The following is a 26,477-nucleotide window of genomic DNA, read 5'->3' on the forward strand; positions in this document are numbered from 1 at the left end:
CCATCTCCAGGCGTCACTCGCCTGTCACGCACACCCTGCATCGTCCGGTTTTTGTTCCACACAAGCCGTTCGCATGTTTCCTCTCTCCCGCCTCGCCACCTTCACCCTTCTGGCCTGCGCCGCCGCCGTGCTGCCCGCCCACGCCCAGCAGGCCTTCCCCGCCACGCTCGCTGGCCATGCGGTGCTGCCGGCCCAGACCTTCATTCCCGCGCCCAAGGACGCCCCGGCCGATCTGCAGACCAGCGGCAAGTTCACCACGCCGCAGCGCGTGGACCAGCTGGGCAGCGTGGAAGGCACCTCCGCCGGCCGGCCCACGGGCGTGTCGCTGCCGTTCAAGGGCCAGCCCGCGCAGGGCCATTCGGGCATCAAGCGCATGGCCGACGGGTCGTTCTGGATCCTGACCGACAACGGCGCGGGGGCCAAGGCCAACTCGCCGGACTTCATGCTGTACCTGAACCACTACACGGTGGACTTCCGAAGCGGCCAGTTCAAGCGCCAGAAGACGGTGTTCCTGCACGACCCGGACAAGAAGGTGCCGTTTCGCATCGCCGAAGAGGGCACGAAGGAACGCTACCTGACCGGCTCGGACTTCGACCCCGAGAGCTTCCAGTTCGCCGGCGGCGCGCTGTGGATCGGCGAGGAGTTCGGCCCCTACCTCATCAAGGCCGATCTGTCCGGCCGCGTGCTGGCCGTGTTCGAGACGCAGGTGGACGGCAAGGTCGTGCGCTCGCCCGACCACCCGGCCATCACTGCCGCGGGCGCGCCCGATGCCAAGGCGCCGGCGTTCGAGATCAAGCGCTCCAAGGGCTTCGAGGGCATGGCGTCGTCCAGGGATGGCAGCAAGCTCTACGCGCTGCTGGAAGGCCCGGTGTGGAACGAATCGGCCAAGGCCTACGAATCGGTGGAAGGCGGCAAGCAATACCTGCGCGTGCTGGAGTTCGACGTGAAGCAGGAAAAGTGGACGGGCCGCCACTGGAAGTACGTGCTGGAGGCCAACCACCACGCCATCGGCGACTTCAACATGATCGACGAGAACACCGGCCTGATCATCGAACGCGACAACGGCGAGGGCACGGCCGACAAGGCCTGCCCCGAGGGCCAGAAGCGCACCGACTGCTTCCACGACCTGGCGAAGTTCAAGCGCGTGTACAAGGTGGAGCTGACCGATGCCAACGCGGGCGCCGAGCTGCGCAAGGTGGGCTACATCGACCTGCTGAACATCCAGGACCCGCAGCGCCTGGCTAAGAAGCCCTTGAACAACGGCGTGCTCACATTCCCGTTCTTCACCATCGAGAACGTGGACGTGGTGGACGCCACTCACATCGTGGTGGGCAACGACAACAACCTGCCGTTCAGCTCCAGCCGCGAGCCCAACCGGGCCGACGACAACGAGTTGGTGCTGCTGGAAGTGGGCGAGCTGCTGCGCGCGAGGTAAAGGGGCGTTCCGCACCATTGAGAGGCTTGCCAGCACCGGCTGCGCGCGTTCGTTTAATAAGAGTTCGACATCCCCCCGCACTAGTAGTTAGTAGCGCGTTGCAAACTCAGCGGTTCGTGATGTCCTGCTATAACTTCCCTCCTCATCGAGATCAGAGGGAACGGGCGAATGTCCAACGAACGAACGTCACAGCTGCAGGCGCTACTGCTCAATTTGCTGCCCGCAGACCACACCACGGTCGGCAACAACACCTTGTTGGAGCAGTTCTTGGAGCAGACACGCCACGCTGGCACCACGCCGCCCGCTACCGACGACGACTTCAAAACCGCACGCGATGCGCTCGTGGCCACAGGGCAGGCGGTCAAAGGCAAGGGCCGGGGTGGCTCCACCGCCAGGGCCACTGGCGCCAAGCGCCCTGCCTTTGCGCTGGACGCACCCGAGGCCCTCGCAGCCCTCGACAACACTGGCAAACCAACCAAGGCAGCGCCCAGCAAGGCCAGAGCCAGGCCCACACCCAGCCAGCCCGACACGGGCGACGCCCAGGTGCTGGCCTACCGCCACCCCGACCGCCGCAAGAACAACCCCGAAGTGGGCTTGGTCAACACCGAAAGCGACCCCGAGCAACCCAAGACCCGCTGGGCCTACGACCCCCACCTGGACCCCACCCTGCAGTTCGATACCGCCCGCGCCCAGGCCGACGCGCTGATCGCCGACGCCCTGGCCGGCAACGACCCCGCCGCCATGCGGCACGCCCTGCAAACCCTGCAGCGCATGGGCGCGCCCTACCTGCAATGGACCGGCAAGGCCGAGCGCACCAGCTTCGAGGTGGACACCGTCAGCCTGCACGTGCACGAGCGCATCGACGCCATGAGTATCCTGAGCAGCGTGAGCAAACGGCAAAACGCTATGAAATCAGGAGCTGCTAGCGCAGGTGCAGCAAGCGCTAGCGGCCAAAAAATCCAAAACTTTCAGTTCCAGACTGGCCTGTTCGAGGCCCCGTTCGAGAGTGTGCCCCTGCGCTCGGCGCTGGACTTTTACAAACACGACCGAGGCTGGGCCAACCGGCTGGTCGCTGGCGACAGCCTGCTGGTGATGAACAGCCTGCTGCACAAGGAAGGCATGGCCGGGCAGGTGCAGATGATCTACATTGACCCGCCCTACGGCATCAAGTACGGCAGCAACTTCCAGCCCTTTGTGGGCAAGCGCGACGTGAAAGACCGGGCCGATGCGGATTTGACACAAGAGCCCGAAATGATCAAGGCCTTCCGCGATACCTGGGAGCTGGGCATTCACTCGTACCTGACGTATCTGCGCGACCGGCTGCTATTGGCCAAGGAGTTGCTGAGTGATTCGGGCAGCGTGTTTGTGCAGATTTCGGATGAGAACTTGCACAGAGTTAAGGTGGTTTTGGACGAATTATTTGGTGCTGAAAACTTTGTATCCTGTATTAATTTTCAAACAATGACTCCGCTGGAGTCGGGACATTTGGAAACAGTTTTTGACTATATCGTTTGGTATGCAAAAGATATTAAAAAACTGAAGTACAGAAATTTGTATCGCGACAAACAATTAGATGGAAATGCAGAATTCAAGTTCGTGAGCCGCTCGCCTGGATATCGCGAGGTCACAAAAGAAGAGGTGACTCAAGGCTTGAAGGAGATGGCAAACAACAGTGTATTTAAACGATCGGTTTTAGAGTCTTCTGGATTTACGCCGAGCTGTACTTTCAGATTCGACCATCACGGAGTCTCTTTTTGGCCAAGAGGTGGGAAGAGCTGGAGAACAAACGACATTGGTATCCAGCGAGCTGAGCGCAGCGATCGGTTATTTGTGCTTGGAACCAAGGTTTATTTCAAGCTCTACTTTGACGATTTTTCAAAGATGAGTTTATTGAATACTTGGTCAGACACAGTTGCAGGCTACGGCGAGACAAAAACATTTGTTGTGCAGACACATCCCAAAGTGATCGAGCGCTGCATGCTCATGACAACCGACCCCGGCGACTTGGTTCTCGACCCCACCTGCGGCTCGGGCACCACGGCCTATGTCGCCGAAAAATGGGGCCGCCGCTGGATGACCTGCGACACCTCGCGCGTGGCCATCACGCTGGCCAAGCAGCGGCTGATGACGGCCAGCTTTGACTACTTTGCGCTGCGCTACCCGCACGAGGGGCTGCGGGGCGGCTTCATCTACAAGACGGTGCCGCACGTCACGCTCAAGAGCATTGCCAACAATGCCGAGATCGACGCGATCTACGAGCGCATGCACCCGGCCATCACGTCGGCGCTGGCGGTGCTGAATGCGGCACTCAAGGCCCACGCCCCAGCCACGCCTTACTTGGTGACCGAGGGCGCACGCAAGGGCCAGAAGCTGGTGCTGGGCTTGAAGGGCCAGGACTTGGACGAATGGGAGGTGCCGTTCGAGCCACCCGCCGACTGGGCGGCAGAACTGCAAGCCCCGCTGGCCGCCTTCCACACCGCGCGGCAAAAGATGCAGGCCGAGATGGACCGCAGCATTGCCAGCAATGCCGACAACGAAACCCTGTACGACCAGCCCGAGCGCGACAAGGCCAAGCTGCGCGTGAGCGGCCCGTTCACAGTGGAGGCGGTGCCCTTTCCCACCGTGCTATCACTGGAGGAGCAGGACGCCAAGGCGGGACAAGCGCCAGGGGCCGATTTGGCCGATATGAGCATTGCCCGCAGCGGCCACACCAGCCGCCAGCATGCCTGGCGCGATGAGCTGCTGAAGACGGGCATTCGCGGCAAGGGTGGGCAGATGCTGCGCTTTGCCGAGCTGGAGGTGCTGCCCGGCACGGCCAGCCTGCACGCCACGGGCAGCCTCGACACCGGCGAGCGCGTGGTGGTGAGCTTTGGCCCCGAGCATGGTGCGCTGGAGCAGCGTCAGGTGGAGCGTGCACTGAACGAGGCCAGCGACCTGTTCCCCCGTCCCAAGATGATTGTGTTCTGCGCCTTCGCCTTCGACCCCGAGGCGGCCAAGGACATCGATGCGCTCAAGGGCATCACCGCGCTGAAGGCGCAGATGAACACCGACCTGCTGACCGAAGACCTGAAGAAGGCGCGCAGCAGCAACCAGAGCTTCTGGCTCATGGGCCAGCCCGATGTGCTGCTGACGCTGCTGGAGGGTGGCCTGTGGCAGGTGGAGGTCAACGGCTTTGATTACTTTGACACCGCCAAGGGCGAACTGGTGTCGGGCGGCAAGGCCAAAATTGCCGCTTGGCAGCTGGATACCGACTACGACGGGCGCAGCCTGTTCCCGCACCAGGTGTTCTTCCCCATGGCGGGCAAGGATGAGGGGTGGATGAAGTTGAAAAAAGACATCCGCGCCGAGCTGGACGCCGAGCGGCTGCAGGCCTTCACCGGCACGGTGTCGCTGCCATTCGCGGCGGGCGAGAACCGCATGGTGGCGGTGAAGATTGTGGACGACCGGGGCATTGAGTCGCTGAAGGTGATGCGGCTGGATGCGAGCACGCAAGGAGGCCAGTGATGGCGACGCCTAAGAAAAGCAAGAGGAGTTGCACGCTCCGCATGGAGCAGGTGGGGCCCATCCAGGCGGCCGATGTGACGTTTGGCGACCTGACGGTGATCGTGGGGCCGCAGGCCACGGGCAAGAGCATTTTTTTGCAGACGCTCAAGCTGGTGCTGGACCGGGACCATATTCACGACACGTTTCGGCACCACAGCGTGTCGTTCAACGGAGACGCCAGCGCCTTTTTGGGGGGCTACTACGGCAAGGGCATGGCGGCGGCCTGGAAGGCCGGCAAATCCTCCCTGCAATGGAACGGCAAGGAGGCATCTCTGCCCACGTTGGCCAAGCCCAGCAAGAGCTCAAGCCGTGAAGAGCGGCTGTTTTTCATACCGGCCCAGCGTGTGATGAGCCTGACGCGCGGCATGACGCAGAACTTCGGGCAGTTCGACTATGGCGACCCCTACACCCTGCGCTACTTCAGCGACACGGTGCATGACCTGCTGCAAAACGAGTTTGGCGCCAAGGGGGAGCTGTTTCCGCAACCCAACCGCTTGAACGAAACGCTGCGCAAACCCATCACCCAGCATTTGTATGGTGCGGCCAGGCTGTCGGTGGATTCCAAGGATTTCACCAAACGGCTGGTGTTGAACGTGCCGGGGCATAGCGAAGGCCTGCCCTACACCGCGTGGTCTGCCGGGCAGCGCGAGTTCACGCCCCTGCTGCTGGGTTTGTACTGGCTGTGCCCGGCGGGGGGCACGTCTCGAAGAGACGACATCGAGTGGGTGGTGGTGGAAGAACCCGAAATGGGCCTGCACCCGCAAGGGATCGAAGCGGTGCTGCTGCTGGTGCTGGAGCTGATGAAGCGCGGCTACAAGGTGGTGCTCTCCACCCATTCGCCCGTGGTGCTGGACCTGGTGTGGGCGCTGCAGGAGTTCAAGCACCTGGGCGGCACCGAGGCCGATGTGCGCAAGCTGCTGAACCTGAGTGCCAGCGGATACGCCAAGGAGCTGGGCAAGGCTGTGTTGAGAAAAGACATGCGTGTGTATTTCTTCAACCGCGACAACGCCGTGCAGGACATTTCTCGCTTGAGTCCGTTGTCTGAAGAAACCGCCGAGGCCGAATGGGGCGGCCTGGTGGGCTTTGCCAGCCGCACGGGGCAGGTGATTGCCGACGTGGTGAACCGGGCCGAGGCCGGGCTTCAGAAGACGCGGCGCCCGCGCGCCGCGAAAGTGGGGGTGAAGGCCCGATGAGTACGCGACAACAGGGAGCCCGCCGAAAAGCACCCGCGACACCCGCTCCATCGGCCTTTGAGCAGGCGGTGGCCGCTGCCGGGCTGGCGTCTGAGCCCGGCAAGGGTGCCGTCGAGGGCTGCTACAGGGGGCTGATCGACGCCAAGATGGCCACGACGCGCTTTACCGGCAGTGTGGACATGGACGCCGCATTCGAAAGGGCCGAAGGGAAAGCCAACCGCTGGGACTATGGACTGGGCGCGCGTGCCTCTGGCCAGCCAGAGTGCGCTGTGTGGGTGGAGCCGCATTCCGCTGCGAGCACGGGCGAGGTGAAAACCATGTTGGCCAAGCTGGACTGGTTGCAAGCCAAGCTCGCGCAACCCCCATTCAAGCCCCTGAAGGCCTTGACCGATGCCTGCGTGGCGCAGGGGCGTCGGCCCTACCACTGGCTGGCCTCTGCCAACGTCGCGATTCGCCCTGGCAGCCGCGAGGCCAACATGCTCGCCGCGCGCGGCATGGACTTGCCCAAGAGCCGGGTGGTGATCTGATGGCGCAGCCGAAATCCCTCATCATCAACAGCGCATTCGTGGAGCCCCAGCAACACTGGGCCGAGAACCCTGACCGCACCTTGCGCATCGAGCCCGTGCGCCGCCCGGCGGGCTACGAAATCATCGACACGCGCGAGAACACGCGGCGGCAGGTGTCGATTCCGCTGGTGGACATGATCCGCGAACGGGTGCGCCAGTGGCGCGCCGATGGCTGGCCCGGCACCACGGCGGTCACGCTGGCGCTGCTGCAGCACTGGTGGGATGCAGACCAGGTATCGCGCAGGCAGTATCCGTTCTATTTTTGCCAGCTCGAAGCGATTGAAACGCTGATCTGGCATCTGGAGGCCATGCCCGAGTACCGGCAGGGCATCTACCTCCAGGGCGATGGCGGCGAGTTCGAGCGGCTGTGCAACAAGATGGCCACCGGCAGCGGCAAGACCACGGTGATGGCGATGATCATTACCTGGCAGGTGCTCAATGCGCTGACTTATCCCAAGTCGCCTCGCAAGTATTCGAGCACGATCTTTCTGGTGGCACCGGGCCTGACGGTGAAGTCGCGCCTGCAGGTGCTGATGCCGGGGCACGAGAACAATTATTACGATCAGTTTGAGCTGTGCCCCTCCGAGGCCCTGCGGCAGAAGCTGAACCAGGCAGACATCCTGATCGAGAACTGGCACACGCTGATGCCGCTGAAGGAGCAGGAACGCTCGGTGGTCAGGAAGGGTAAGGAGAGCGACGAGGCCTTCACGCGGCGTGTGTTGGGCAAGCTGGCCAACGCCAAGAACCTGGTGGTCATTAACGACGAGGCACACCACGCCTACCGCAAGCCGGCCGACGTCAAGGTGAGCAAGGCCGATGCCGAGGCTTTTGGTATTGACCTGGACGAGGCCACCCGCTGGGTGGAGGGGCTTGACCGCATCCACAAGACTCGGCGCATTGCGCACTGTTTTGACCTGTCGGCTACGCCATTTGCCCCCACGGGTCGTACCAACACCGAAGCGGGCCTGTTCACCTGGGTAGTGTCGGACTTTGGCTTGAACGATGCCATTGAGGCCGGGTTGGTGAAGACGCCCCGCGTGGTGGTGCGTGACGATGCCCTGCCCGACGCACAGACCTTGCGGCCCAAGCTGTACCACCTGTACCGCGAGCCCGATGTGGCAGAAGACCTGAACCGCAAGGCCGAGGCCCATGAGCCTTTGCCCGCGCTGGTGCAGCAGGCCTACACGCTGCTGGGGGCCGACTGGCGAGCCACGGCCGCAGACTGGGCGGCCCAAGGGCACCTGTCGCCGCCCGTGATGTTGACGGTGTGCAACCGCACCGAGACCGCGGCGCGTGTGGAGCATTACTTCACCAAAGGACATGCCCAATGGTCTGAACTGCATGACGCTGCCCACACGCTGCGGGTGGACTCCAAGGTGCTGGAGAAGGCCGAGCTGGGCGAGGCGGCCGGCGCCGATAAAGACTACGACACCCGCCTGCGCAGCATTGTGCAGGCCGCACGGATAGTCAACGAGGGCAAAGAACGTTGGCTGACGACCAGCACCAAGAAGGAAGAGGTGTTGCGCGAACTGGTGGACACGGTGGGCAAGCCGGACCGGATTGGACAAGACCTGCAAAACGTGGTGTCGGTGGCCATGTTGTCCGAAGGCTGGGATGCCAAAACCGTGACGCACATCATGGGCCTGCGTGCCTTTACAAGCCAGTTGCTGTGCGAGCAGGTGATTGGTCGTGGACTGCGCCGCGTTGCATATGACATTGACCGTGAAACGGGCCTGTACGCGCCGGAGTTTGTGAACGTGTTTGGCGTGCCGCTGTCGGTGGCGATGCCGCCGGGCGGGGATGGGCCTGCGCCGCCGCCCCCGAAACCGAGCGTGCAGATCAAGTCGCTGCCCGAGCGGCAGGTGTATGAAATCAAGTGGCCCAACATCTTGCGCGTGGACCAGGTGGTGCGCCCGCAACTGGAGGTGTCATGGAGCGAGGTTCCGCCGCTGACGATTGACCCCGCCAAGGTGGCGCTGCACGCAGACATTGCCCCGGCGCTGGGAGGTGCGGCCGACTGGAGCCAGATCGTGACCATTGACCTGCAGAAGCTGCCAGAGGAGTTCCGGCTGCAGCGTTTGGTGTTCAAGGCTGCGCAGAAGGCGTTTGAGCAACTGCAGGATCAGTTCAAGGGCCAGCGGGAGTACTTGCTGTTTCAGCTCGTGCGGCTGGTCGAAACCTTTCTGGCCTCGGACAAGATCGCCATTCCTTCGCTGTTCCACCAGGATCCATTGCGCAAACGGATTTTGTTTTCGATGCACATGGATGCCATCGTGCAGCACATGATGGGCCATGTGGTGGAGCAGAACACCACCCGGCTGGAGGCCGTGTTTGATGGCGAGAGGCCCGTGGGCAGTACGCGGGAGATGCGCACCTGGTACACCACGCGGGTGGCCGAGCCGACCCAGCACAGCCAAGTAAGCCATATCGTGGTGGACAGCGGCTGGGAGAAATACGCCGCGAATGCCGCCGAAACCCATACCGATGTGGCGGCCTGGGTCAGAACGACCACCTGGGTTTTCATGTGCTGTACCTGTGGAACGGCACCAAGCGCAAGTTCATCCCGGATTTCCTGTTGCGTTTTCGTTCGGGCAAGACCCTCATCCTCGAAATCAAAGGGGAAGACTCTGCTCAAGACCAGGCGAAGCGCAGCGCACTGGATCAGTGGGTTCAGGCCGTGAACGCGCAGGGTGGCTTTGGCATCTGGGCGTGGGATGTGGTGGTGGGGAGCGCTGCTGGACTCCAGGACGTGATCGCGAAACACGCGCCGCGCTGATGACAGCGTATCCCTTGGGCTGAGCCGTGTTCTCGGGGTGATAGGGCTTGCTGTTGGGTCGGGTGGCAAAATTCCCGGCTCCTACTCCAACGCACCCGGAAGCCACGCCACCATGTTCACTGGCATCGTCCAAGCCACGGCGGCCCTCGCCGCCATCCATGACCGCGAGGGCCTCAGGACCTTCATCATCGATTTTCCGCCCGGCTTCTGCCAGGACCTCGCCGTGGGCGCGAGCGTGGCGGTGGACGGCGTGTGCCTCACGGTGACCGAGCTGCTGCCGCCCAACGCGGCGGCGTTCGACGTGGTGCTGCAAAGCCTGAACGTGACCACCCTGGGCAGCTACGCCGTGGGCGACCGCGTGAACGTGGAGCGCGCGGCCAGGGACGGCGCCGAGATCGGCGGGCACCCGCTGTCGGGCCACATCGACTTCGCCACCACGCTGCAGTCGGTGCGCGAGTCGGACAACAACCGGGTCTGGCGCGTGGACATCCCGCCCGCCTTCCGCAAATACATCTTCGCCAAGGGCTACATCGCCATCCACGGCGCGAGCCTGACGGTCTCCGAGGTGAACCGCGCCGAGGGCTGGTTCGAGGTGTGGCTGATCCCCGAGACGCGCCGCGCCACGGTGTTCGAGCACAAGCGGGCGGGCGACCGCCTCAACATCGAGATCGAGCGCAGCACGCAGGTGGTGGTGGACACCGTGCGCGAGGCGGTGCAGGAAAGCCTGGGGGCCCTGCAGCCGGTGCTGGAGGCGCTGCTGCGCGACAAGGGCCTGTCGCTCGAAGACTTCGTGCAGCCGCCTGTGCTGCCGCGCTGAAGGGCCACCGGGCTCGGGGTGCGGCAGCACGGCATCAAAACGGGCTCCAGCACAGATTCCACTAGGGCGTTTTGCTATTAATTCAATAGCAAACACCGGGACAGGTCAAAGAATGACCAGCTCCCCGGCGCCCGTGTCCGCCCGGGGCTCGGCCAGCACCACGCGGTTGCGGCCCGTTTCCTTGGCGCGGTACATCGCCGCGTCGGCCTCGGACAGCAATTGGTCCAGCACCAGGCCGTGGCGGCCGGAATCGGCCACGCCGAAGCTCGCCGTCACGCGCAGCGGCTCGGGCGATGCCGGCAGCAGCAGCTGCAGGTTCGCCACCACCTCGCGCAGGCGCTCGGCCAGCCGCACGCCGTGCGCGGGGTCGCAGTGGCTCAGCAGCACCACGAACTCCTCGCCGCCGAAGCGGCCCACCAGATCGCCCAGCCGCAGTTCGGCCCGCAGCGCGCGCGCCACCGACACGAGCGCCTGGTCGCCCACCGCATGGCCCCACTGGTCGTTGAGCATCTTGAAGCGGTCCACGTCCAGGATGACGATGACCACGCCGAAGCCATGGCGCCGGGCCTGCGCGAGCACGCTTTCCGCCGCGTCGAAGAAGGCGCGCCGGTTGGGCAGGCCGGTGAGGAAGTCGGTGTTGGACTGCTCGCGCAGCTGCGCGATCAGGCTGTTGCGCTCGCGCTCCAGGGCCTCGCGCTGGCGGGTCTGCAGCTGCAGCTCGCGCGCGGCGCGGATCACCGCGGCCATTTCGTCGTTGGCGGCGGGCTGGGGCAGGGGCGCATCCAGGTCGTTGTTGGCCAGCGCCTTCAGCGCCCGCGCGGTCTGCACCAGCGGGCGCAGGACGCGGCGGTCCACCATCGACAGCGCCACCAGCAGCAGCGCCAGCAGCACCACCGAGCCCGCGGCGACCAGGCCCAGCATGCGCACGGCCCGGGTGTACTCGGCGCTGGCGCGCTCGCGCAGCTGGTTGAGCAGCGTGTCGCGCACATCGAAGATGGTGTTCATGTCGGGCACGTAGAGCGCCGCGAACCCTGCAGCGTCCAGCCCGTAGCGGCCGTTGCCCTCCCCGGCGGCGATCATGCGGTCGATGAGCGGCCCGGTATCGCGGAAGTAGCGCTGCTGCACCGTCTGCCACGCCTGGGCGATGGGGCGCGGCTGCTCGGGGACCGAAAGCCGCAGCTCGATCAGGAAACGCAGCTGCGCGATGCGCCCGCGCGTTTGCTCGATGGCCCGGCGCTCCTCGGCCGTGAACGGCTGCTGGCGCGCCAGCGCCGCCGTGAAATGCGAACCCAGCAGCCCCGCGAACTCCCGCAGTTCGGCCGCGAGGCGCGCAACCTGCACGTCATCGGCCAGGGCCGGGTAGTGCTGCCGCGCGGCATTGGCCAAGCTGCTCGTGACCGGGGCCAGCAGCGGCACGATCGCCACCATGCCGTAGACGGCCGAACGGATCGACTCGGGCGCCCGCGCCTCGCGCGGCTGCGCCACCACCTGATCCACCCCCGCCCGGGCCGTGGCCAGCGCCATCTTGGCGGCGAGCACGCGCCGCGCGCCGTCGGCCAGCGTGGGATCGCCCGTGCGCGCTGCCAGCACGCCATGCAGCGCGTCGAAGGCGCGGTCGGTGCGGGCACGGGCCTGCGCCAGCGGCTGCTGCAGTTCCGGCGGCAGGGGCGACGGGCCGCCCAGCGCCCCGTTGGTGGGACCGCGCTCGCGCGACACCATTTCGGCAGCGAGCAGCCCCGCGCGCAACTGGTCGATGGCCTCCACGCTGGCCGCCGACGCACGCACCGACTGGTACTCCGTCGTGGCGATGCGGCCGACCAGCAGCATCGTGGCCAACACCACGAGGGCCCCGAAAAGGCGGAGGAATCGGCTTAAAGACATGGTGTCTGGCATCAGTACGGCGGGGCAACGGTGTGGAAATTCTCTCACCTGCATCCGATCGGGGCGCTGCGGCCGCGAACGGATGGGCCAAATGGCGACGGTTTTCGGGGAATTGGCAACGAACGGGTGCAAGAAATGCGCCTGCACGGGCCGGCGGGCACCGGCCGTAGGATGGAGGCCTTCGCTGCCCGTGCCGCCCCTTCGCACCGCCCACGCCCATGCCCGCCCACGCCCGATCCCACCCCCTGCCATCCGCCCCGCCCCGGGCGCGCCCACTGGCCGCGGCCGATCTGCCCGGCCTGCTGCAGGTGCAGCGCGCCTGCTATGGCGAGGGGTTCGAGGAAAGCCATGCGGTGTTCCTGCGCCGCCTGGCGAGCCCGGCGCAGTGCTCGCTGGCCCTGGAGCGGGACGGCCACCTGGGCGCCTATCTGGCGGCCTACCGCTCGCTGCGGGGCAAGGTCACGCCGCTGCACGGCGACTTCGAGGCCGCCCAGGCCCCCGACACGCTGTACCTGCACGACATGGCCGTGGCGCCCGCGCTGGCGGGACAGGGCCTGGCGCAGGTGCTGCTGGCCGCGGCCTGGGCCACGGCACGCAGCGAAGGGCTGCGCCACAGCGCGCTGGTCTCGGTGCAGGGCTCGCAGGGCTACTGGGCACGGCACGGCTATGCCCCCGCACCGCTGCAGGACGCTGCGCAGCGCACGCGGCTGGCCACCTACGGCGAGGGCGCGGTGTACATGGTGCGGGACCTGCCGGGGGATTGAGCGGCCCGCCCGCAGCAGGGCTCAAGCGCCGCCGCCGCGCTCCTGCCCGGCCTGCGCCACGATCCAGTCGCGGAAACGCCGCAGCTCCGGATCGATGAGCGCGGGCGCCGCATAGACCAGGTGGTACGCCAGCGGCGTGGCCAGCGCACCCGCCTGCACGCCGATCAAGGCGCGCGTGGCCAGCTCGCGCCCGATGAGCGCGCGGCGCACCAGCGCGAAGCCCCGGCCGGCCACGGCGGCTTCGATGGCGCCGTTGGAATCGGCGAACACCACGCCTTGTTCGGTGTTTACCCGGGGCATACGGTGCGCCTCGCACCACAGCCGCCAGTCGCCCCGGTGCTCGTCGTGCAGCAGGCGGTGGCCGTCGATGTCGCGGGCGCGCGCGATGCGCCGCGGCGCGATGAGGCGGGGGCTGCACACGGGCACCAGATCGTCGGCCAGCAGCGCTTGCGCCCGCAGGCCCGGGTACTTTCCCATGCCGTGGCGCACCGCGAAATGCACGCCCTCGCCGGCCAGATCGACCGTGCGGTTGGTGGTGCTCACGTGCACGTCCAGGCCGGTCACGTGCTGCTGGAAGTCCTGCAGGCGCGGCACCAGCCACTGCACGGCGAAGCCAGGCGTGCAGCTCACCAGCACGACGCGCCGCGCGCCGGCGGCCACCCGCGAGGTGGCGTGGCCGATGACCGCGAGCGCATCGCTGCAGGCCGACTGGTATTCGGCACCCGCCCGCGTGAGTGCCAGGCCGCGCGGCAGGCGCTCAAACAGCGTGCAGCCCAGGAACTCCTCCAGCTTGCGCACCTGCTGCGACACCGCGCCCGGCGTGACGTGCAGCTCGGCGGCGGCGCGGCGCACGCTCAGATGGCGCGCAGTGGCTTCGAAAAATCGCACGGCGATGAGGGGAGGCAGGCGCATGACCGTTCAGTCAAAATAAACAGTCGCGCAGCATAAATGGTTTGCGAAAACCCACCGGATTTCGAAGAATGGGCCTCCAGCGCCGGGGGCGTCCCGGGCCCGCCAGGGCTTGGCGAAAGCCTTCGGTTTCGTCGTTTCGTTTTGCCGATCCGGCGGGGTCCGTGCCCCGCCGGCACCGCCCATGACCCTCGCCAGCCTGATCCGCCTGTTCGTCCTGGCCGCCCTGTGGGGCGGCAGTTTTCTGTTCATGCGCATCGCCGTGCCGGTGCTGGGCGCGGTGCCCACGGCCTTCGGGCGCGTGGCGCTGGCGGCGGCCGGGCTGATGGCATTGCTGGCTTTCGCGCGGCTGCGGCCGGCCTTTCACGGCAAGCTGGGCGCGGCGCTGGTGCTGGGCGTGGTCAATTCGGGGGTGCCATTCCTGATGTTCGCGCTCGCGGCCCGCACGCTGCCGGCGGGCTACAGCGCCATCCTGAACGCCACCACGCCGCTCATGGGCGTGCTGATCGGCGCCGCGGCCTTTGGCGAGCGGATCACCGCCGCGCGCACGGCCGGCGTGCTGCTGGGCATGGCCGGGGTGGCCGTGCTGGCGCAGACGGGCCCCGTGGCCCTGTCGCCGCAGGTTCTGGCGGGCATGGGCGCCTGCCTGGTGGCCACGGCCTGCTACGGCGCGGCGGGGTTTCTCACGCGCCGCTGGATCACCGCTCGGGGCGGGCTCGACAGCCGCCTGGTGGCGGTGGGCAGCCAGTGGGGTGCCGTGCTGGTGCTGGCGCCGTTCGCGGCCTGGGAGGTGTGGCGCCAGCCCGGCCTGCCCGCCACCTGGATGGCCGCGCCGCCCGCGGTGTGGGCCGCCATGCTCGCCATGGGGCTGCTGTGCACGGCCGTGGCCTATGTGCTGTATTTCCGGCTCATCGCCGACGTGGGGCCGCTCAAGGCGCTGTCGGTGACGTTCCTGGTGCCGCTGTTCGGCGTGGCCTGGGGCTGGCTGGTGCTGGGCGAGGCCGCCACCGCCGCGCACGCGGCCGGCGGCGGGCTGATCGCCGCGGCGCTGTGGCTGGTGCTGCGGCCGGCGGCAGTGGCAAAGCCTGGACGTTAGCCCGGCAGCGAGGGCGGGGCGGCCGGCGGTCCGCCCGCGCCGCCCAGCAGCCAGCGCCGCACCTGTGCGACCGATTCGGGGTGCCGCTGCTTGCGGGGGTGCACAAGGTAGTAGCCCGCGCCGGTGCGCAGGGCCTCGGGAAAGGCCAGCACCAGCCGCCCGGCCGCCAGATCGGGCGCCACGAATTCCTGCTGGGCCAGCGCCAGGCCCTGCCCCATGACGGCGGCATCGATGGCGAGCGTGGTCTGGTTGAAATGCAGGGCGCGCGCCGCAGGCGCCCTGGCCTGCGGCGCGCACTGCTCGAAGTAGGTCTCCCATGGCGACTGGGCATCGTGCAGCAGCACCTGCGCGATGCCCTCGCCGGCCCGCCCGGCCTGCGCGCTCGGCTCCCGCCACCGCGGGCTGCAGACGGCGACCAGGCACTCCTCGAACAGCAGATCGGCGGACAGCCCGGGCCCGAACGGGGGTCGGCCATAGCGCACGGCCAGGTCCACCGCCTCGTTGTGGAAGTGCGCCAGCCGCTCCGTGGCCAGGATGCGCAGATCGACGCCAGGGTGCCGACGCGTGTAGCCATCGAGCCGCGGAATGAGCCATTTGGTGGCGAAGGTGGGCGTCACGCTCACGGTCAGTCGCAGGGGCTGGGGGACCAGGCTCTCTGTGGCCTGCGCCAGCAGTTCGAAGGCCCGCCGAACGCCGACGATGTAGCGCTGGCCGTTGGACGTGAGCGCCAGCGCGCGGGGCAGGCGCTCGAAGAGCTTCAGGCCCAGTTCCGCCTCCAGGGCCCGGACCTGCTGCGCCACGGCGCCTTGCGTCACCCCCAGCTCCAGCCCGGCCAGCCGGAAGTTGAGGTGGCGGCTGGTGGCTTCGAAAGCACGCAGGGCATTGAGCGAGGGCATGCGTCCGAGAGGTTCCGTCATGGGTGCAGATTTTCTACTGATTCGAGGCAGGCGATCTGCCGGGCTCCATGCCCCTGAAACGCTGGGACTGTCGAACAATCTCCAGGTGCCACTGGCGGCACGCAAGGACCGATAAATGGCAGTAGAAAAAGTGGCGCTCATCACCGCCGGCGGCAGTGGCATGGGGGCGGCGGCCGCGCGCCGGCTGGCCGCCGACGGCTTTCGCATCGGCATCCTTTCCTCCTCCGGGAAAGGGCAGGCGCTCGCCGAGGCGCTGGGGGGCGTGGGGGTCACCGGCTCCAACCAGTCGGTGGAGGACATCGGGCGGCTGGTGGACCAGGCCCACCGGCGCTGGGGCCGCATCGACGTGCTGGTCAACAGCGCCGGCCACGGGCCGCGGGCACCGCTGCTGGACCTGTCCGACGAACAGTGGCTCGAGGGCATGAACACCTACCTGCTGAACGTGGTCCGGCCCACCCGCCTGGTGGCGCCCCTCATGCAAAGGCAGGGCGGCGGGGCGATCGTCAACATCTCCTCGGCCTGGGCACTGGAGCCCAGCGCGCTGTTCCCGGCGTCGTCCGTGATGCGCGCCGGCCTGGCCTCGTTCACGCGCATCTTCGTGGACAGCTTCTCGCGCGACAACGTGCGGATGAACAACGTCCTGCCCGGCTGGATCGACAGCCTGCCCGTGTGGGAAGAGCGGCGCACCGCCGTGCCGCTGCAGCGCTACGGCACCGTGGAGGAAGTGGCCGCCACGGTCGCCTTCCTGGCCTCCAACGGGGCGGCCTACATCACGGGGCAGAGCCTGCGGGTGGACGGCGGGCTCATGCGCACGCCGTGATCCGTCCGGGCCCTTCCACGGCCACGGCGGCGGGCCTATGATCCGCGCACCGGGAACACAGCCTCCCGTCCCGGGTAGACGGTGTCCCGTCCAAGTGCTGGCAGCCCTCATGGAATCGATCATGGACACCGCCTTGCCCGACGACGCCGCATCGGCACGCCCCCACCCGCTGCCACTCTCCGAGGCCCTGCTTTTCTGGCTGAAGCTCGGCTTCATCAGCTTCGGCGGCCCGGCCGGGCAGATCGCCCTCATGCATGCAGAACTGGTGGAGCGCCGCCGGTGGATCTCGGAAAAGCGCTTTCTCCACGCCCTGAACTACTGCATGCTGCTGCCCGGGCCCGAGGCCCAGCAGCTGGCCACCTACCTCGGCTGGCTGCTGCACCGGACCGGGGGCGGCATCCTCGCCGGCACGCTGTTCGTGCTGCCGTCGCTGTGCCTCCTCATCGGCCTGTCCTGGCTCTACATGGCCCATGGGGACATGCCGGTGATCGCCGGGGTGTTCTACGGCATCAAGCCGGCCGTCACGGCGCTGGTGGTGCAGGCCGCCTGGCGGATCGGTGGCAGAACGCTGAAGAACCGCTGGCTGTGGGGCATCGCGGTGGCCGCGTTTGCGGCCATCTTCGCGCTGCAGGTGCCGTTTCCCGCGATCGTGCTGCTCGCGGCGTGTGCCGGCCATGTGGGCGGCCGGGTGTCGCCACAGGCTTTTTCCGCCGGCGGCGCCCATGGCGCGGCAGCGGCATCGGCCGGGCGAGCGCTGATCGACGACGACACGCCCGCGCCGCCCCACGCCTCGTTTTCGTGGGCGCGTTTCGCCAAGGTGCTGCTGGTGGGCGGGGGGCTGTGGGTCCTGGCGCTGGGAGGGCTCTGGGCGCTGTTCGGATGGCATGGGGTACTGACCCAGATGGGGTGGTTCTTCACCAAGGCCGCGCTGATGACCTTCGGCGGCGCCTACGCCGTGCTCCCCTACGTCTACCAGGGCGCGGTCGACCACCACCATTGGCTGAGTGCCACGCAGATGATCGACGGCCTGGCGCTGGGCGAGACCACGCCCGGCCCGCTCATCATGGTGGTGTCGTTCGTGGCCTTCGTCGGGGGATGGACCCATGCCCTCTTCGGGCCCGGATCGCTGTTCCTGGCAGGCGCCGTGGCCGCCACCGCGGTGGCGTTCTTCACCTTCCTGCCCTCGTTCGTCTTCATCCTGCTGGGCGGTCCGTTCATCGAGTCCACCCACGGCAACCTGAAGTTCACCGCGCCGCTGACCGGCATCACCGCCGCCGTGGTCGGCGTGATCGCCAACCTGGCGGTGTTCTTCGCCTGCCACGTGCTGTGGCCGCAGGGCCTGGGGGGCCGCTTCGACGCCGCGTCGGCCGCCATCGGCGTGCTGGCCGCGGTGGCCCTGTTCCGGCTCCGATGGGGTGTGATTCCGGTGCTGGCGCTCTGCGGACTGCTCGGCGTCGCGTGCCGGCTGTCAGGGGTGTGAGCCGCTGCAGCGAGCAGCCACCGTCACTCCGGATTCACCAGCTTGATGGCGCGCGTTCCGATCTCCGCGCCCGTCACCGCATCGATCGCGATGGGCTGGATGTCGGTTCCCCGCTCGGCGTCCTGAAAGCGCACCAGCGGGCCGGTGCCCCGGTGCTTTCGCCCCCACGCGCCGATCATGAAAAGCACCGGCAGGTAGTCGCGCCCCGCCTGGGTCAGGACGTATTCCTCGCGCGGCGGGCGTTCGGAATACTGGCGCTTTTCGAGCAGCTTTTCCTCGGTCATCGCGGCCAGCCGCTTGGTCAGCATGGTGGGCGCGATCCCGAGGCTCTTTTTGAACTGATCGAAGCGCGTGAGGCCGGCATGCGCATCCCGAAGGATCAGCATGGTCCAGGCATCGCCCAGAACCTGCAGGCTGCGCGCGATGGGGCAGGGGCTGTCGCCCGATTTTTCAGCGTTCATATCGTTTCGGTATTGACTAACTATTAAATCGATACTAACATGCGGACCTCTGCCAGTCCACCCATGGAAACCATCCCAATGCCCTATTTCACCCTGAATTCCTCGCCGTCGATCAAGACCCCATTGCCTGCTTCGCCCGCCGCCCCGGTACGCCTTCGGGCCACGGTGGCCGCGGCACTGGCGCTGGCGAGCGCCTTCGCGATGCCCGCCCAGGCCCAGGCACAGGAACGCACCGCGACGCAGCAGCAACAGCCCACGCTGTCCCGCGCCGAGGTGATCGCCGACCTCGCCCTGTGGCGCCGCGCGGGCGCCGACCGGTACGAAGGGCTATCGCGTTCGTACGGCCTGGAGACGCAGGCCTACGACGCGGCCCAGCAGGAGTACCTGCGCCTTCGCCAGAGCGAGGCATTCCCGGCGGAAGTCCGCAAACAGCAGGCAGCGGACGGCCAGTGAGCCGGCGCACGGTGGGACACGGCGGCGCCCGCGGGCGGCCGCCGCCTCACCCTGCGAGCAAGGCCTTGGCCGGCGCCACCTGCATCTGCGGCGGGATCGCCACCCCGTTGCGGACACTCAACACCTCGGCCATGACGCTCACGGCGATCTCCGCCGGCGTCTTGCTGCCGATGAACAGGCCGATGGGTCCCTTCAATCGCGCCAGCGCCGGTGCGTCCAGGTCGAAGTGCTCGGCCAGCCGCTGGCGCCGCGCCGCGTTGTTGCGCCGGCTGCCGATGGCGCCGACATAGAACGCATCGGTCTTCAGCGCCTCCAGCAGGGCGAGGTCGTCCAGCTTGGGGTCGTGCGTCAGCGCGATCACGGCGCTGCGCCGATCGGGGCGGAAGGCCAGCACCACGTCGTCGGGCATGCCATCGGCCAACGCGGTGCCGGGCACCGACCACGCGCCGCGGTACTCCACCCGCGGGTCGCACACCGTCACCGCGAAGCCGTTGAAGCCGGCCATGGTGGCCAGGTATTCGGCCAGTTGCCCCGCGCCGATCAGCAGCATGCGGTACTGCGGGCCGAAGGTGCTGGCCACCGTTTGCGCATCCGCATGGAAGGCCTGCGCGCCGCGGGCCTCGGACAGGGTGACCGCCCCATCGGAGAGCCGCACGCTGCGGCGCACCAGGCAGCCCTCGGCCAGCGACTCGACCAGGGCCTGCAGCGAGTCGAGCGCCGGATCGCGCTCCACCAGCAGCTCCAGCGTGCCGCCGCAGGGCAGTCCGAACCGGTGGGCCTCATCGGCGGACACGCCGTACTTCAGGAGCACCGGCTTCGCCGAGTCCCGGGGCAGGGCGTCGACCCGGCCGGGCGTGCAACACCGGGCGATCAGGTCGTCCTCGATGCAGCCGCCACTGACGGAGCCCACGACCGCGCCGCGGTCCGACAGCGCGAGGATGGAGCCCACGGGCCGGGGCGACGAGCCCCACGTCCGCACCACGGTGACGAGCCAGCCGTGCACCCCCGCGCGGCGCCAGTCGAGCAGGGTGTGCAGCACCCGGAAATCGAGGTTGTCCACGGCGCGTTCCCTCCGGCCTCAGGTTGGGGCCGGCAGGTGCGGCAGCAGCTTGTCCAGGGTGATGGGGTAGTCGCGCACCCGCGCACCCGTGGCGTTGTAGACCGCGTTGGCCACGGCGGCGCCCACGCCGCACAGGCCCAGCTCGCCCACGCCCTTGGCTTTCATGGGCGAGGAGATGGGATCGGTCTCCGGCAGGAAGATGACCTCCTGGTGCGGGATGTCGGCATGCACCGGCACTTCGTAGCCGGCCAGGTCGTGGTTGACGAAGAAGCCCCGGCGCTTGTCCACGGCCAGTTCTTCCATGAGCGCCGAGCCCACGCCCATGGTCATCGCGCCGATGACCTGGCTGCGGGCGGTCTTGGGGTTGAGGATGCGGCCCGCGGCGCACACGGCCAGCATGCGGCGCACCCGCACTTCGCCCGTGTCCACCGCCACGCCCACCTCGACGAAATGCCCGGCGAAGGTGGACTGCTGGTACTGCTTGTCGAGGTCACCGTATTCGATGGCGTCCTCGGCCACCAGGCCGGCCTCGCCGGCCGCCTCGCCCAGGGGCACCGAACGCCCCGCAGCGCGCACCATGCCATCGGCGAACACGGCATCGGCCGGCGCCACGCCGAGCTTGCGCGCGATCGTCTCGCGCAGCTTCATGCAGGCCGCGTACACGCCGGCCGTCGCATTGTTGGCGCCCCACTGGCCGCCCGAGCCGGCCGAGGCCGGAAAGGCGGAATCGCCCAGGTGCACGTCCACCTGCTGGAGCGCGACGCCCATCACCTCGGCGGCCGTCTGGCCCATGATGGTGTAGCTGCCGGTGCCGATGTCGGTCATGTCGCTTTCCACGGTCACGCGCCCCGTGCGGTCCAGGCGCACGCGCGCGGCCGACTTCATCAGCAGGTTGTTGCGAAAGCCCGCGGCCACGCCCATGCCCACCAGCCACCGGCCCTCGCGCCGCTGGCCCGGTGCCGTGCTGCGCCGGCTCCAGCCGAAGCGCTCCGCGCCCAGGCGCAGGCATTCGACCAGCTGGCGCTGCGAGAACTTGCGGCCCGGCTTCTCCGGGTCGGTCTGGGTGTCGTTGAGGACGCGGAATTCGATGGGGTCGATGCCGAGCCGTTCGGCCATTTCGTCCATGGCGATCTCCAGCGCCATCAGCCCGGGCGCCTCGCCGGGCGCGCGCATGGCATTGCCCTCGGGCAGGTCCAGCTGCGAGATGCGCAGCGCCGTGTAGCGGTGGGCACCGGCATACAGCAGCCGTGTCTGCGCGATGGCGTCCTCGGGGTCGCCGCCGGGCAGATTGCCGGACCAGCTTTCATGGCCGATGGCGGTGATCCGCCCGTCCTGGCCCGCGCCGATGCGGATGCGCTGGATGGTCGCGGGCCGGTGCGTGCCGTTGTTGGCCATGAGCGGGCGCTGCATCGCCACCTTGACCGGCCGGCCTGCCGCGCGCGCGCCCAGCGCGGCCAGCACGGTGTCGGCCCGCAGGAAGAGCTTGCCGCCGAAGCCGCCGCCGATGTAGGGCGACACCAGCCGCACCTTGTCCGGCGCCAAGCCCAGCGTCTTGGCCAGATCGCCCGCGGTCCAGGCGATCATCTGGTTGGACAGCCACACCGTGAGGTGGTCGCCCTCCCAGGCGGCCAGCGAGGCGAAGGGCTCCATCATGGCGTGGGTGTGGTCGGGCGTGGTGTAGGTGACATCCAGCCGCACCGGGGCCTCGGGATAGTGCCCGGCGAAGTTGCCGAACGCGCTCTCGGGCTTGGAGGACTTGGGCACGGTGGCGGAACCGCGCTCGGCCGCCAGGTCGAACGCGCCGGGCGTGCTGACGTAATCGATCTTCAGCAGATGCGCCGCCGCGCGGGCCTGCTCGAAGGTCTCGGCCACGACCAGCGCGACGGCCTGGTGGTAGTGCTCGATGCCGCTGCCGCCCAGCAGCCGGGCGACGTTCATCTTGCCCTTGCCGAGCTTGCCGGCGTTCTGGGCATTGACGATGGCCAGAACGCCCGGCGCGGCGCGCGCGGCGGTCAGGTCCATCGAAGCGATCCGCCCCTTGGCGATGGACGATCCCACGATGTAGCCGTACGCCTGGCGCGCCACGACGTCGTGCTGCTCGTAGGCATAGCGCGCCTGTCCGCTGGTCTTGAGCGGGCCGTCGATGCGGTCCAGCGGCTGGCCGACCACCTTGAGCTGGTCGATGGCATTGTGCGAAGCCGGGGTGTCGAATTTCATGATTGGCCTTTCACCTCGGCCAGCACGCCGGCGAGCGTGCGCTCGACCAGGGCCACCTTGAATGCGTTTTCGTGGGTGGGACGCGCCGTGCCCAGCAGCTGCGCCGTGGCGGCCTGCGCGCCTTGCGGCAGGGCCGCGTCCGCCGACGCCATGCGCCAGGGCTTGTGCGCCACGCCGCCCAGGGCGACGCGGCCCGTGCCGTCCTTTTGCAGCACGGCCGCCACGGAAATGAGCGCGAAGGCGTACGAGGAGCGGTCGCGCACCTTGCGGTAGATGTGGGTGCCGCCCGCGGGCGCGGGCAGCGTCACGGCGGTGATGAATTCGCCGGCGTCGAGCGCGGTCTCGATGTGCGGGGTGTTGCCTGGCAGCCGGTGGAAGTCGGCGATGGGAATGCGGCGCGGCTGGCCGTCCGCCCGCACCGTCTCGACCACCGCATCCAGCGCCCGCATGGCCACGGCCATGTCGCTCGGGTGCGTGGCGATGCAGGCCTCGCTCGCGCCCACCACCGCATGCTGGCGCGTGACGCCGCCGATGGCCGCGCAGCCCGCGCCCGGCTGGCGCTTGTTGCACGGCATGTTGGTGTCGTAGAAGTAGGGGCAGCGCGTGCGCTGCAGCAGGTTGCCGGCGGTGGTCGCCTTGTTGCGCAACTGGCCCGACGCACCGGCCAGCAGGGCGCGCGACAGCAGGCCGTAGTCGCGCCGAACACCGGCATGCGCCGCCAGGTCGGTGTTGCGCACCAGCGCGCCGATCCGCAGCCCGCCCTCCGGCAGGGGCTCGATGCGGTCCAGGCCCAGGCCGTTGATGTCGATGAGGTGCGTGGGCGCCTCGATCTGCAGCTTCATCAGGTCCAGCAGGTTCGTGCCGCCGGCGATGAACCGGGCCTGGGGGTTGCCTGCAGCGGCGGCCGCGGCGGCCTGCACCGAGGCCGCGCGTTCGTAGGTGAATGGCTTCATGCGGCACCCCCGTTCGTGGCGGCCACTTCGGTGATCGCATCCAGGATGTTGGAATAGGCCCCGCAGCGGCACAGGTTGCCGCTCATGCGCTCGCGGATCTCGTCGGCCGAGAGCAGGGGCTGCGCCGTGAGGTCGCCGCTCACATGGCTGGGAATGCCGGCCTTGATTTCCTGCAGCACGCCCACGGCCGAGCAGATCTGGCCCGGCGTGCAGTAGCCGCACTGGTAGCCGTCGTGTTTGACGAACGCGGCCTGCAGCGGGTGCAGCTTCTGCGGCTGCCCCAGGCCTTCGATGGTGGTGACCTGCGCGCCCTCGTGCATCACCGCCAGGGTCAGGCAGGCATTGATGCGGCGGCCATCGACGATGACCGTGCAGGCGCCGCACTGCCCGTGGTCGCAGCCCTTCTTGGTGCCGGTGAGGTGCAGGTGCTCGCGCAGGGCGTCGAGCAGCGTCGTGCGGGTGTCCAGCGACAGGGTCTGCTGCTGGCCGTTGATGGTCATGCGCACCGGCATGGCCGTCTCGCCCTGGGGCGCCAGCGCGCCGGGTGTTGGCGACGGTGAAGCGGCCTGCGCCGTGGTTCGGGCGGCGGCCCCGGTGGCGGCCACCGCCGAAGCCGAGGCGGCCCCCACGACGAACAGGTCTCGCCGGGTCAGCGCTGGGTCGGTGAAGTTTTGCATCGTGGGATCCTTTTTTGGGGGCAGGGCAGGGGAGCCCTCTGACCACTCGCCAGGGTGCGGCAGTGCGTGCGCGGGCATGTCTTTGCAAGCCTCGCCCGATCCATCTTGCGCAGAGGGCAAGGAGAGGGTTTGGAGGCCAACGCCGCGTCCGCTTGTCAGCCACCGGTGGCGCGGCAGGCGATCGGCAGGCCGTACCCTTCGATGTCCGTCCATACCGATGCCAGGCGAATCGCCGTCCTCGCCCGCGTGTCGCGCATCCCCTACACGGCCTGACATGCCCTCTCGTCATAATGGCCGCCATGCCGAACCGCTGGAAACCCAACGTCACCGTGGCCGCCGTCATCGAACAGGACGGCCGCTTCCTGCTGGTGGAAGAAGACACGGCCGACGGGCTGCGGTTGAACAACCCGGCGGGCCACCTGGACCCGGGCGAGTCGCCCATCGACGGCTGCGTGCGCGAGGTGCTGGAGGAAACCGCCTGCGACTTCACCCCCACGGCACTGGTGGGCGTGTACCTCAACCGCTTCACGCGCACCCGCACGGGCGACGACATCACCTACCTGCGCTTTGCCTTCGCCGGCTCGGTGGGGCCGGTGCATGCCTGGCGCACGCTGGACGACGGCATCGTTCGCACCGTGTGGATGACGCTCGACGAGATCCGCTGCTGCGCGGACCGCCACCGCAGCCCGCTGGTGATGGAGTGCATCGAGGACTACCTGGCCGGCAAGCGCTACCCGCTGGAGCTCATCCACACCGACGCCAGCGTGCTGCAGCCCCCGCCCTGAACCAGGTTGGGGCACAAGGCGGCGCATCGGCGCCAAATGCCCCTGGTGCCGCCGTATTCATTGCATTCAATGCTATTTGTTTAATAGCGATGGAGACGGGACCTCATGCGCCATCGGTCGAAAAAAGCCTGAGGCCGGCCAGCCCCAGGCTTTCTGCTCATCGCAAGTCCGTTCACTGCCAATGCGCGGCAACGACCTTCCATGGCCCATCCTGCGCCGCCGCCACGCCCCTGGCGTCGATGGCGGCAGGTGGAGCGAACTGCGCCATTGCGTCCGTCAGCAGTTGGGTCTGGCGGTCCAGTGATGCGGATGCACCATCCATCTGCACCGTTTGGAACAACGGTTTCCACTGAATCGCTGCGAAAGAATCCAAGGGTGCGATGCTCCAGCCGGTCGGCGCCACTGCGTCGATCAATGGCTCTTTCTCCTGCGGCTTCAGGGTCACGAAGTCCGCATCGTCCAAGCCAGTGAACGCGTAGGGCTTGTTGACGCCGGACATGGAAACGCCGTCGTCGAACACATACGGCTTTTCGCTGTTCAACTCCATCGAGTCGGAGGCAATGGCATCCTTGTTCGCTTGCGTCGCCGCGGAGGCTGACAGTTGGGTTTCAATGGCTGAAAGATCCCATGTCGTGCCATCGGCGAACTGGAACCGCTGCACCGAGCTGTAGGGCGCGCCGGGATCGTCGCCATAGAAGAACCCCTGGATGGTCACCTTGTCGGCCGTGCCGTTGATCGACACCTCCAGCGAATAACCGCCGCGCACGGTGTCGTGGACCTGGCGCAGCCCCAGGTCAGCGGCGGTCACGCCGTCCTTGAACTGCAGCACGCCGGGTTGGCCGTCGCGAACACCGCTCTTGAACGCAATGGTGTCCTGACCGTCGCCCCGGCCGAAGCGGTAGGTGTTGGAGCCCGTGCCGCCCTCCAGCCAGTCCCGGCCTGCGCCGCCGTCCAGCGTGTCGTCGCCCGCATCGCCATAGAGGCCGTCGTCGCCATCGCCTCCGATCATCGTGTCGTTGCCGTCACCGCCCCACAGGTTGTCGTTGCCCGAGCCGCCGTTGAGGGTGTCCGCTGCTGCCGTGCCGACGAGGCTGTCATCCGAAGCCGTGCCCGCGAACAACTGGGCCTTGATGCCGGCCATGTCCCACGCCGAGCCGTCGGCGAACTGGAACCGCTGCACCGAGCTGTAGGGCGAGTCGGGATCGTCGCCATAGAAGAACCCCTGGATGGTCACCTTGTCGGCCGTGCCGTTGATCGACACCTCCAGCGAATAACCGCCGCGCACGGTGTCATGGACCTGGCGCAGCCCCAGGTCCGATGCTGTCACGCCGTCCTTGAACTGCAGCACGCCGGGCTTGCCATCGCGAACACCGCTCTTGAACGCAATGGTGTCCTGGCCGTCGCCCCGGCCGAAGCGGTAGGTGTTGGAGCCCGTGCCGCCCTCCAGCCAGTCGCGGCCTGCGCCGCCGTCGATGACATCGTCGCCTGCCTCGCCATAGAGCCCGTCGTCGCCATCCCCGCCCAGCAGCGTGTCGTTGCCGTCACCTCCCCACAGGTTGTCGTTGCCCGAGCCGCCGTTGAGGGTGTCCGCTGCTGCCGTGCCGACGAGGCTGTCATCCGAAGCCGTGCCCGCGAACAACTGGGCCTTGATGCCGGCCATGTCCCACGCCGAGC

20 protein-coding genes and 1 pseudogene are annotated in these 26,477 nt (G+C 67.8%); 12 read left to right on the plus strand and 9 right to left on the minus strand.

The window, feature by feature from the left end; genetic code table 11:
* The first annotated feature begins 73 nt into the window (after nucleotides 1–73).
* The 6 genes and pseudogenes from AVKW3434_RS19530 to AVKW3434_RS19555 all read left to right on the plus strand — a co-directional run bounded on the left by AVKW3434_RS19530 (nucleotide 74) and on the right by AVKW3434_RS19555 (nucleotide 10,330).
* On the plus strand, nucleotides 74–1,435 hold the full coding sequence (locus tag AVKW3434_RS19530) for an esterase-like activity of phytase family protein (RefSeq protein WP_284407141.1): 1,362 nt from the start codon (nucleotides 74–76) through the stop codon (nucleotides 1,433–1,435).
* A 168-nt stretch (nucleotides 1,436–1,603) separates the two neighbouring features.
* Nucleotides 1,604–4,939, plus strand: a complete 3,336-nt coding sequence (locus tag AVKW3434_RS19535) for a site-specific DNA-methyltransferase (RefSeq protein WP_284407142.1) — start codon at nucleotides 1,604–1,606, stop codon at nucleotides 4,937–4,939.
* The gene (locus tag AVKW3434_RS19540; RefSeq protein ID WP_284407143.1) at nucleotides 4,939–6,171 is read left to right on the plus strand and encodes an AAA family ATPase; all 1,233 of its coding nucleotides are present in this window, start codon (nucleotides 4,939–4,941) and stop codon (nucleotides 6,169–6,171) included. The genes AVKW3434_RS19535 and AVKW3434_RS19540 overlap by 1 nt, the downstream gene beginning before the upstream one ends.
* A complete protein-coding gene (locus AVKW3434_RS19545) occupies nucleotides 6,168–6,698 on the plus strand; it encodes a hypothetical protein (protein ID WP_284407144.1) in 531 nt (176 codons plus the stop codon). The genes AVKW3434_RS19540 and AVKW3434_RS19545 overlap by 4 nt, the downstream gene beginning before the upstream one ends.
* A pseudogene (locus tag AVKW3434_RS19550) lies at nucleotides 6,698–9,513 on the plus strand (BPTD_3080 family restriction endonuclease). The gene AVKW3434_RS19545 and the pseudogene AVKW3434_RS19550 overlap by 1 nt, the downstream one beginning before the upstream one ends.
* Before the next feature lie 112 nt (nucleotides 9,514–9,625).
* Complete coding sequence (locus AVKW3434_RS19555) at nucleotides 9,626–10,330, plus strand: riboflavin synthase subunit alpha (RefSeq protein WP_284407146.1); 705 nt, start codon at nucleotides 9,626–9,628, stop codon at nucleotides 10,328–10,330.
* Nucleotides 10,331–10,435: 105 nt separating this feature from the next.
* On the opposite strand, the gene AVKW3434_RS19560 is transcribed toward AVKW3434_RS19555, so the two are convergent.
* On the minus strand, nucleotides 10,436–12,211 hold the full coding sequence (locus AVKW3434_RS19560; RefSeq protein WP_284407147.1) for a diguanylate cyclase: 1,776 nt from the start codon (nucleotides 12,209–12,211) through the stop codon (nucleotides 10,436–10,438).
* 218 nt (nucleotides 12,212–12,429) lie between these two features.
* Between AVKW3434_RS19560 and AVKW3434_RS19565 the strand changes: the two genes are divergently transcribed.
* On the plus strand, nucleotides 12,430–12,975 hold the full coding sequence (locus tag AVKW3434_RS19565; RefSeq protein ID WP_284407148.1) for a GNAT family N-acetyltransferase: 546 nt from the start codon (nucleotides 12,430–12,432) through the stop codon (nucleotides 12,973–12,975).
* A gap of 21 nt (nucleotides 12,976–12,996) precedes the next feature.
* Here the strand turns inward: AVKW3434_RS19565 and gcvA are convergent, their stop codons facing one another.
* Nucleotides 12,997–13,887 carry a transcriptional regulator GcvA gene (gene gcvA / locus AVKW3434_RS19570; protein ID WP_284407149.1) on the minus strand — a complete coding sequence of 297 codons (891 nt, stop codon included), beginning with the start codon at nucleotides 13,885–13,887 and terminating at the stop codon, nucleotides 12,997–12,999.
* A 181-nt stretch (nucleotides 13,888–14,068) separates the two neighbouring features.
* On the opposite strand from gcvA, the gene AVKW3434_RS19575 reads away from it, so the two are divergent.
* Nucleotides 14,069–14,980 (plus strand): DMT family transporter, encoded by a 912-nt coding sequence (locus AVKW3434_RS19575; protein ID WP_284407150.1) that lies wholly within the window; start codon nucleotides 14,069–14,071, stop codon nucleotides 14,978–14,980.
* On the opposite strand, the gene AVKW3434_RS19580 is transcribed toward AVKW3434_RS19575, so the two are convergent.
* Nucleotides 14,977–15,897 (minus strand): LysR substrate-binding domain-containing protein, encoded by a 921-nt coding sequence (locus tag AVKW3434_RS19580; RefSeq protein WP_284407151.1) that lies wholly within the window; start codon nucleotides 15,895–15,897, stop codon nucleotides 14,977–14,979. The genes AVKW3434_RS19575 and AVKW3434_RS19580 overlap by 4 nt on opposite strands.
* A gap of 115 nt (nucleotides 15,898–16,012) precedes the next feature.
* Here AVKW3434_RS19580 and AVKW3434_RS19585 point away from each other — a divergent pair, with 115 nt between their 5' ends.
* Both AVKW3434_RS19585 and chrA read left to right on the plus strand, forming a co-directional pair.
* The gene (locus tag AVKW3434_RS19585; protein ID WP_284407152.1) at nucleotides 16,013–16,717 is read left to right on the plus strand and encodes an SDR family oxidoreductase; all 705 of its coding nucleotides are present in this window, start codon (nucleotides 16,013–16,015) and stop codon (nucleotides 16,715–16,717) included.
* 121 nt (nucleotides 16,718–16,838) lie between these two features.
* Nucleotides 16,839–18,197 (plus strand): chromate efflux transporter, encoded by a 1,359-nt coding sequence (gene chrA / locus AVKW3434_RS19590; protein WP_284407153.1) that lies wholly within the window; start codon nucleotides 16,839–16,841, stop codon nucleotides 18,195–18,197.
* Between the two features lie 23 nt (nucleotides 18,198–18,220).
* On the opposite strand, the gene AVKW3434_RS19595 is transcribed toward chrA, so the two are convergent.
* Entirely contained in the window at nucleotides 18,221–18,658 is a 438-nt protein-coding gene (locus tag AVKW3434_RS19595) for a winged helix-turn-helix transcriptional regulator (RefSeq protein ID WP_272566480.1), read from the minus strand.
* A gap of 63 nt (nucleotides 18,659–18,721) precedes the next feature.
* On the opposite strand from AVKW3434_RS19595, the gene AVKW3434_RS19600 reads away from it, so the two are divergent.
* Entirely contained in the window at nucleotides 18,722–19,111 is a 390-nt protein-coding gene (locus tag AVKW3434_RS19600) for a DUF4148 domain-containing protein (RefSeq protein WP_284407154.1), read from the plus strand.
* A 46-nt stretch (nucleotides 19,112–19,157) separates the two neighbouring features.
* Here AVKW3434_RS19600 and AVKW3434_RS19605 read toward each other — a convergent pair whose 3' ends face one another.
* Genes AVKW3434_RS19605 through paoA form a run of 4 tightly spaced genes read right to left on the minus strand, consistent with a single transcriptional unit; the run spans nucleotide 19,158 to nucleotide 24,018 of the window.
* A complete protein-coding gene (locus tag AVKW3434_RS19605; protein ID WP_284407155.1) occupies nucleotides 19,158–20,171 on the minus strand; it encodes an XdhC family protein in 1,014 nt (337 codons plus the stop codon).
* An 18-nt stretch (nucleotides 20,172–20,189) separates the two neighbouring features.
* On the minus strand, nucleotides 20,190–22,388 hold the full coding sequence (paoC, locus tag AVKW3434_RS19610) for an aldehyde oxidoreductase molybdenum-binding subunit PaoC (RefSeq protein ID WP_284407156.1): 2,199 nt from the start codon (nucleotides 22,386–22,388) through the stop codon (nucleotides 20,190–20,192).
* Nucleotides 22,385–23,341 (minus strand): FAD binding domain-containing protein, encoded by a 957-nt coding sequence (locus tag AVKW3434_RS19615; RefSeq protein WP_284407157.1) that lies wholly within the window; start codon nucleotides 23,339–23,341, stop codon nucleotides 22,385–22,387. Before AVKW3434_RS19615 ends, paoC begins: the two co-directional genes overlap by 4 nt.
* Nucleotides 23,338–24,018, minus strand: a complete 681-nt coding sequence (gene paoA, locus AVKW3434_RS19620; RefSeq protein ID WP_284407158.1) for an aldehyde dehydrogenase iron-sulfur subunit PaoA — start codon at nucleotides 24,016–24,018, stop codon at nucleotides 23,338–23,340. The genes AVKW3434_RS19615 and paoA overlap by 4 nt, the downstream gene beginning before the upstream one ends.
* 299 nt (nucleotides 24,019–24,317) lie before the next feature.
* On the opposite strand from paoA, the gene AVKW3434_RS19625 reads away from it, so the two are divergent.
* Complete coding sequence (locus AVKW3434_RS19625; RefSeq protein ID WP_284407159.1) at nucleotides 24,318–24,803, plus strand: NUDIX hydrolase; 486 nt, start codon at nucleotides 24,318–24,320, stop codon at nucleotides 24,801–24,803.
* Nucleotides 24,804–24,975: 172 nt separating this feature from the next.
* Here AVKW3434_RS19625 and AVKW3434_RS19630 read toward each other — a convergent pair.
* Nucleotides 24,976–26,477 (minus strand): calcium-binding protein (locus AVKW3434_RS19630; RefSeq protein ID WP_284407160.1); only part of this gene is annotated, 1,502 nt, incomplete at its 5' end.

This window comes from Acidovorax sp. SUPP3434, from assembly GCF_030159015.1.
GTDB lineage: Bacteria > Pseudomonadota > Gammaproteobacteria > Burkholderiales > Burkholderiaceae_C > Paracidovorax.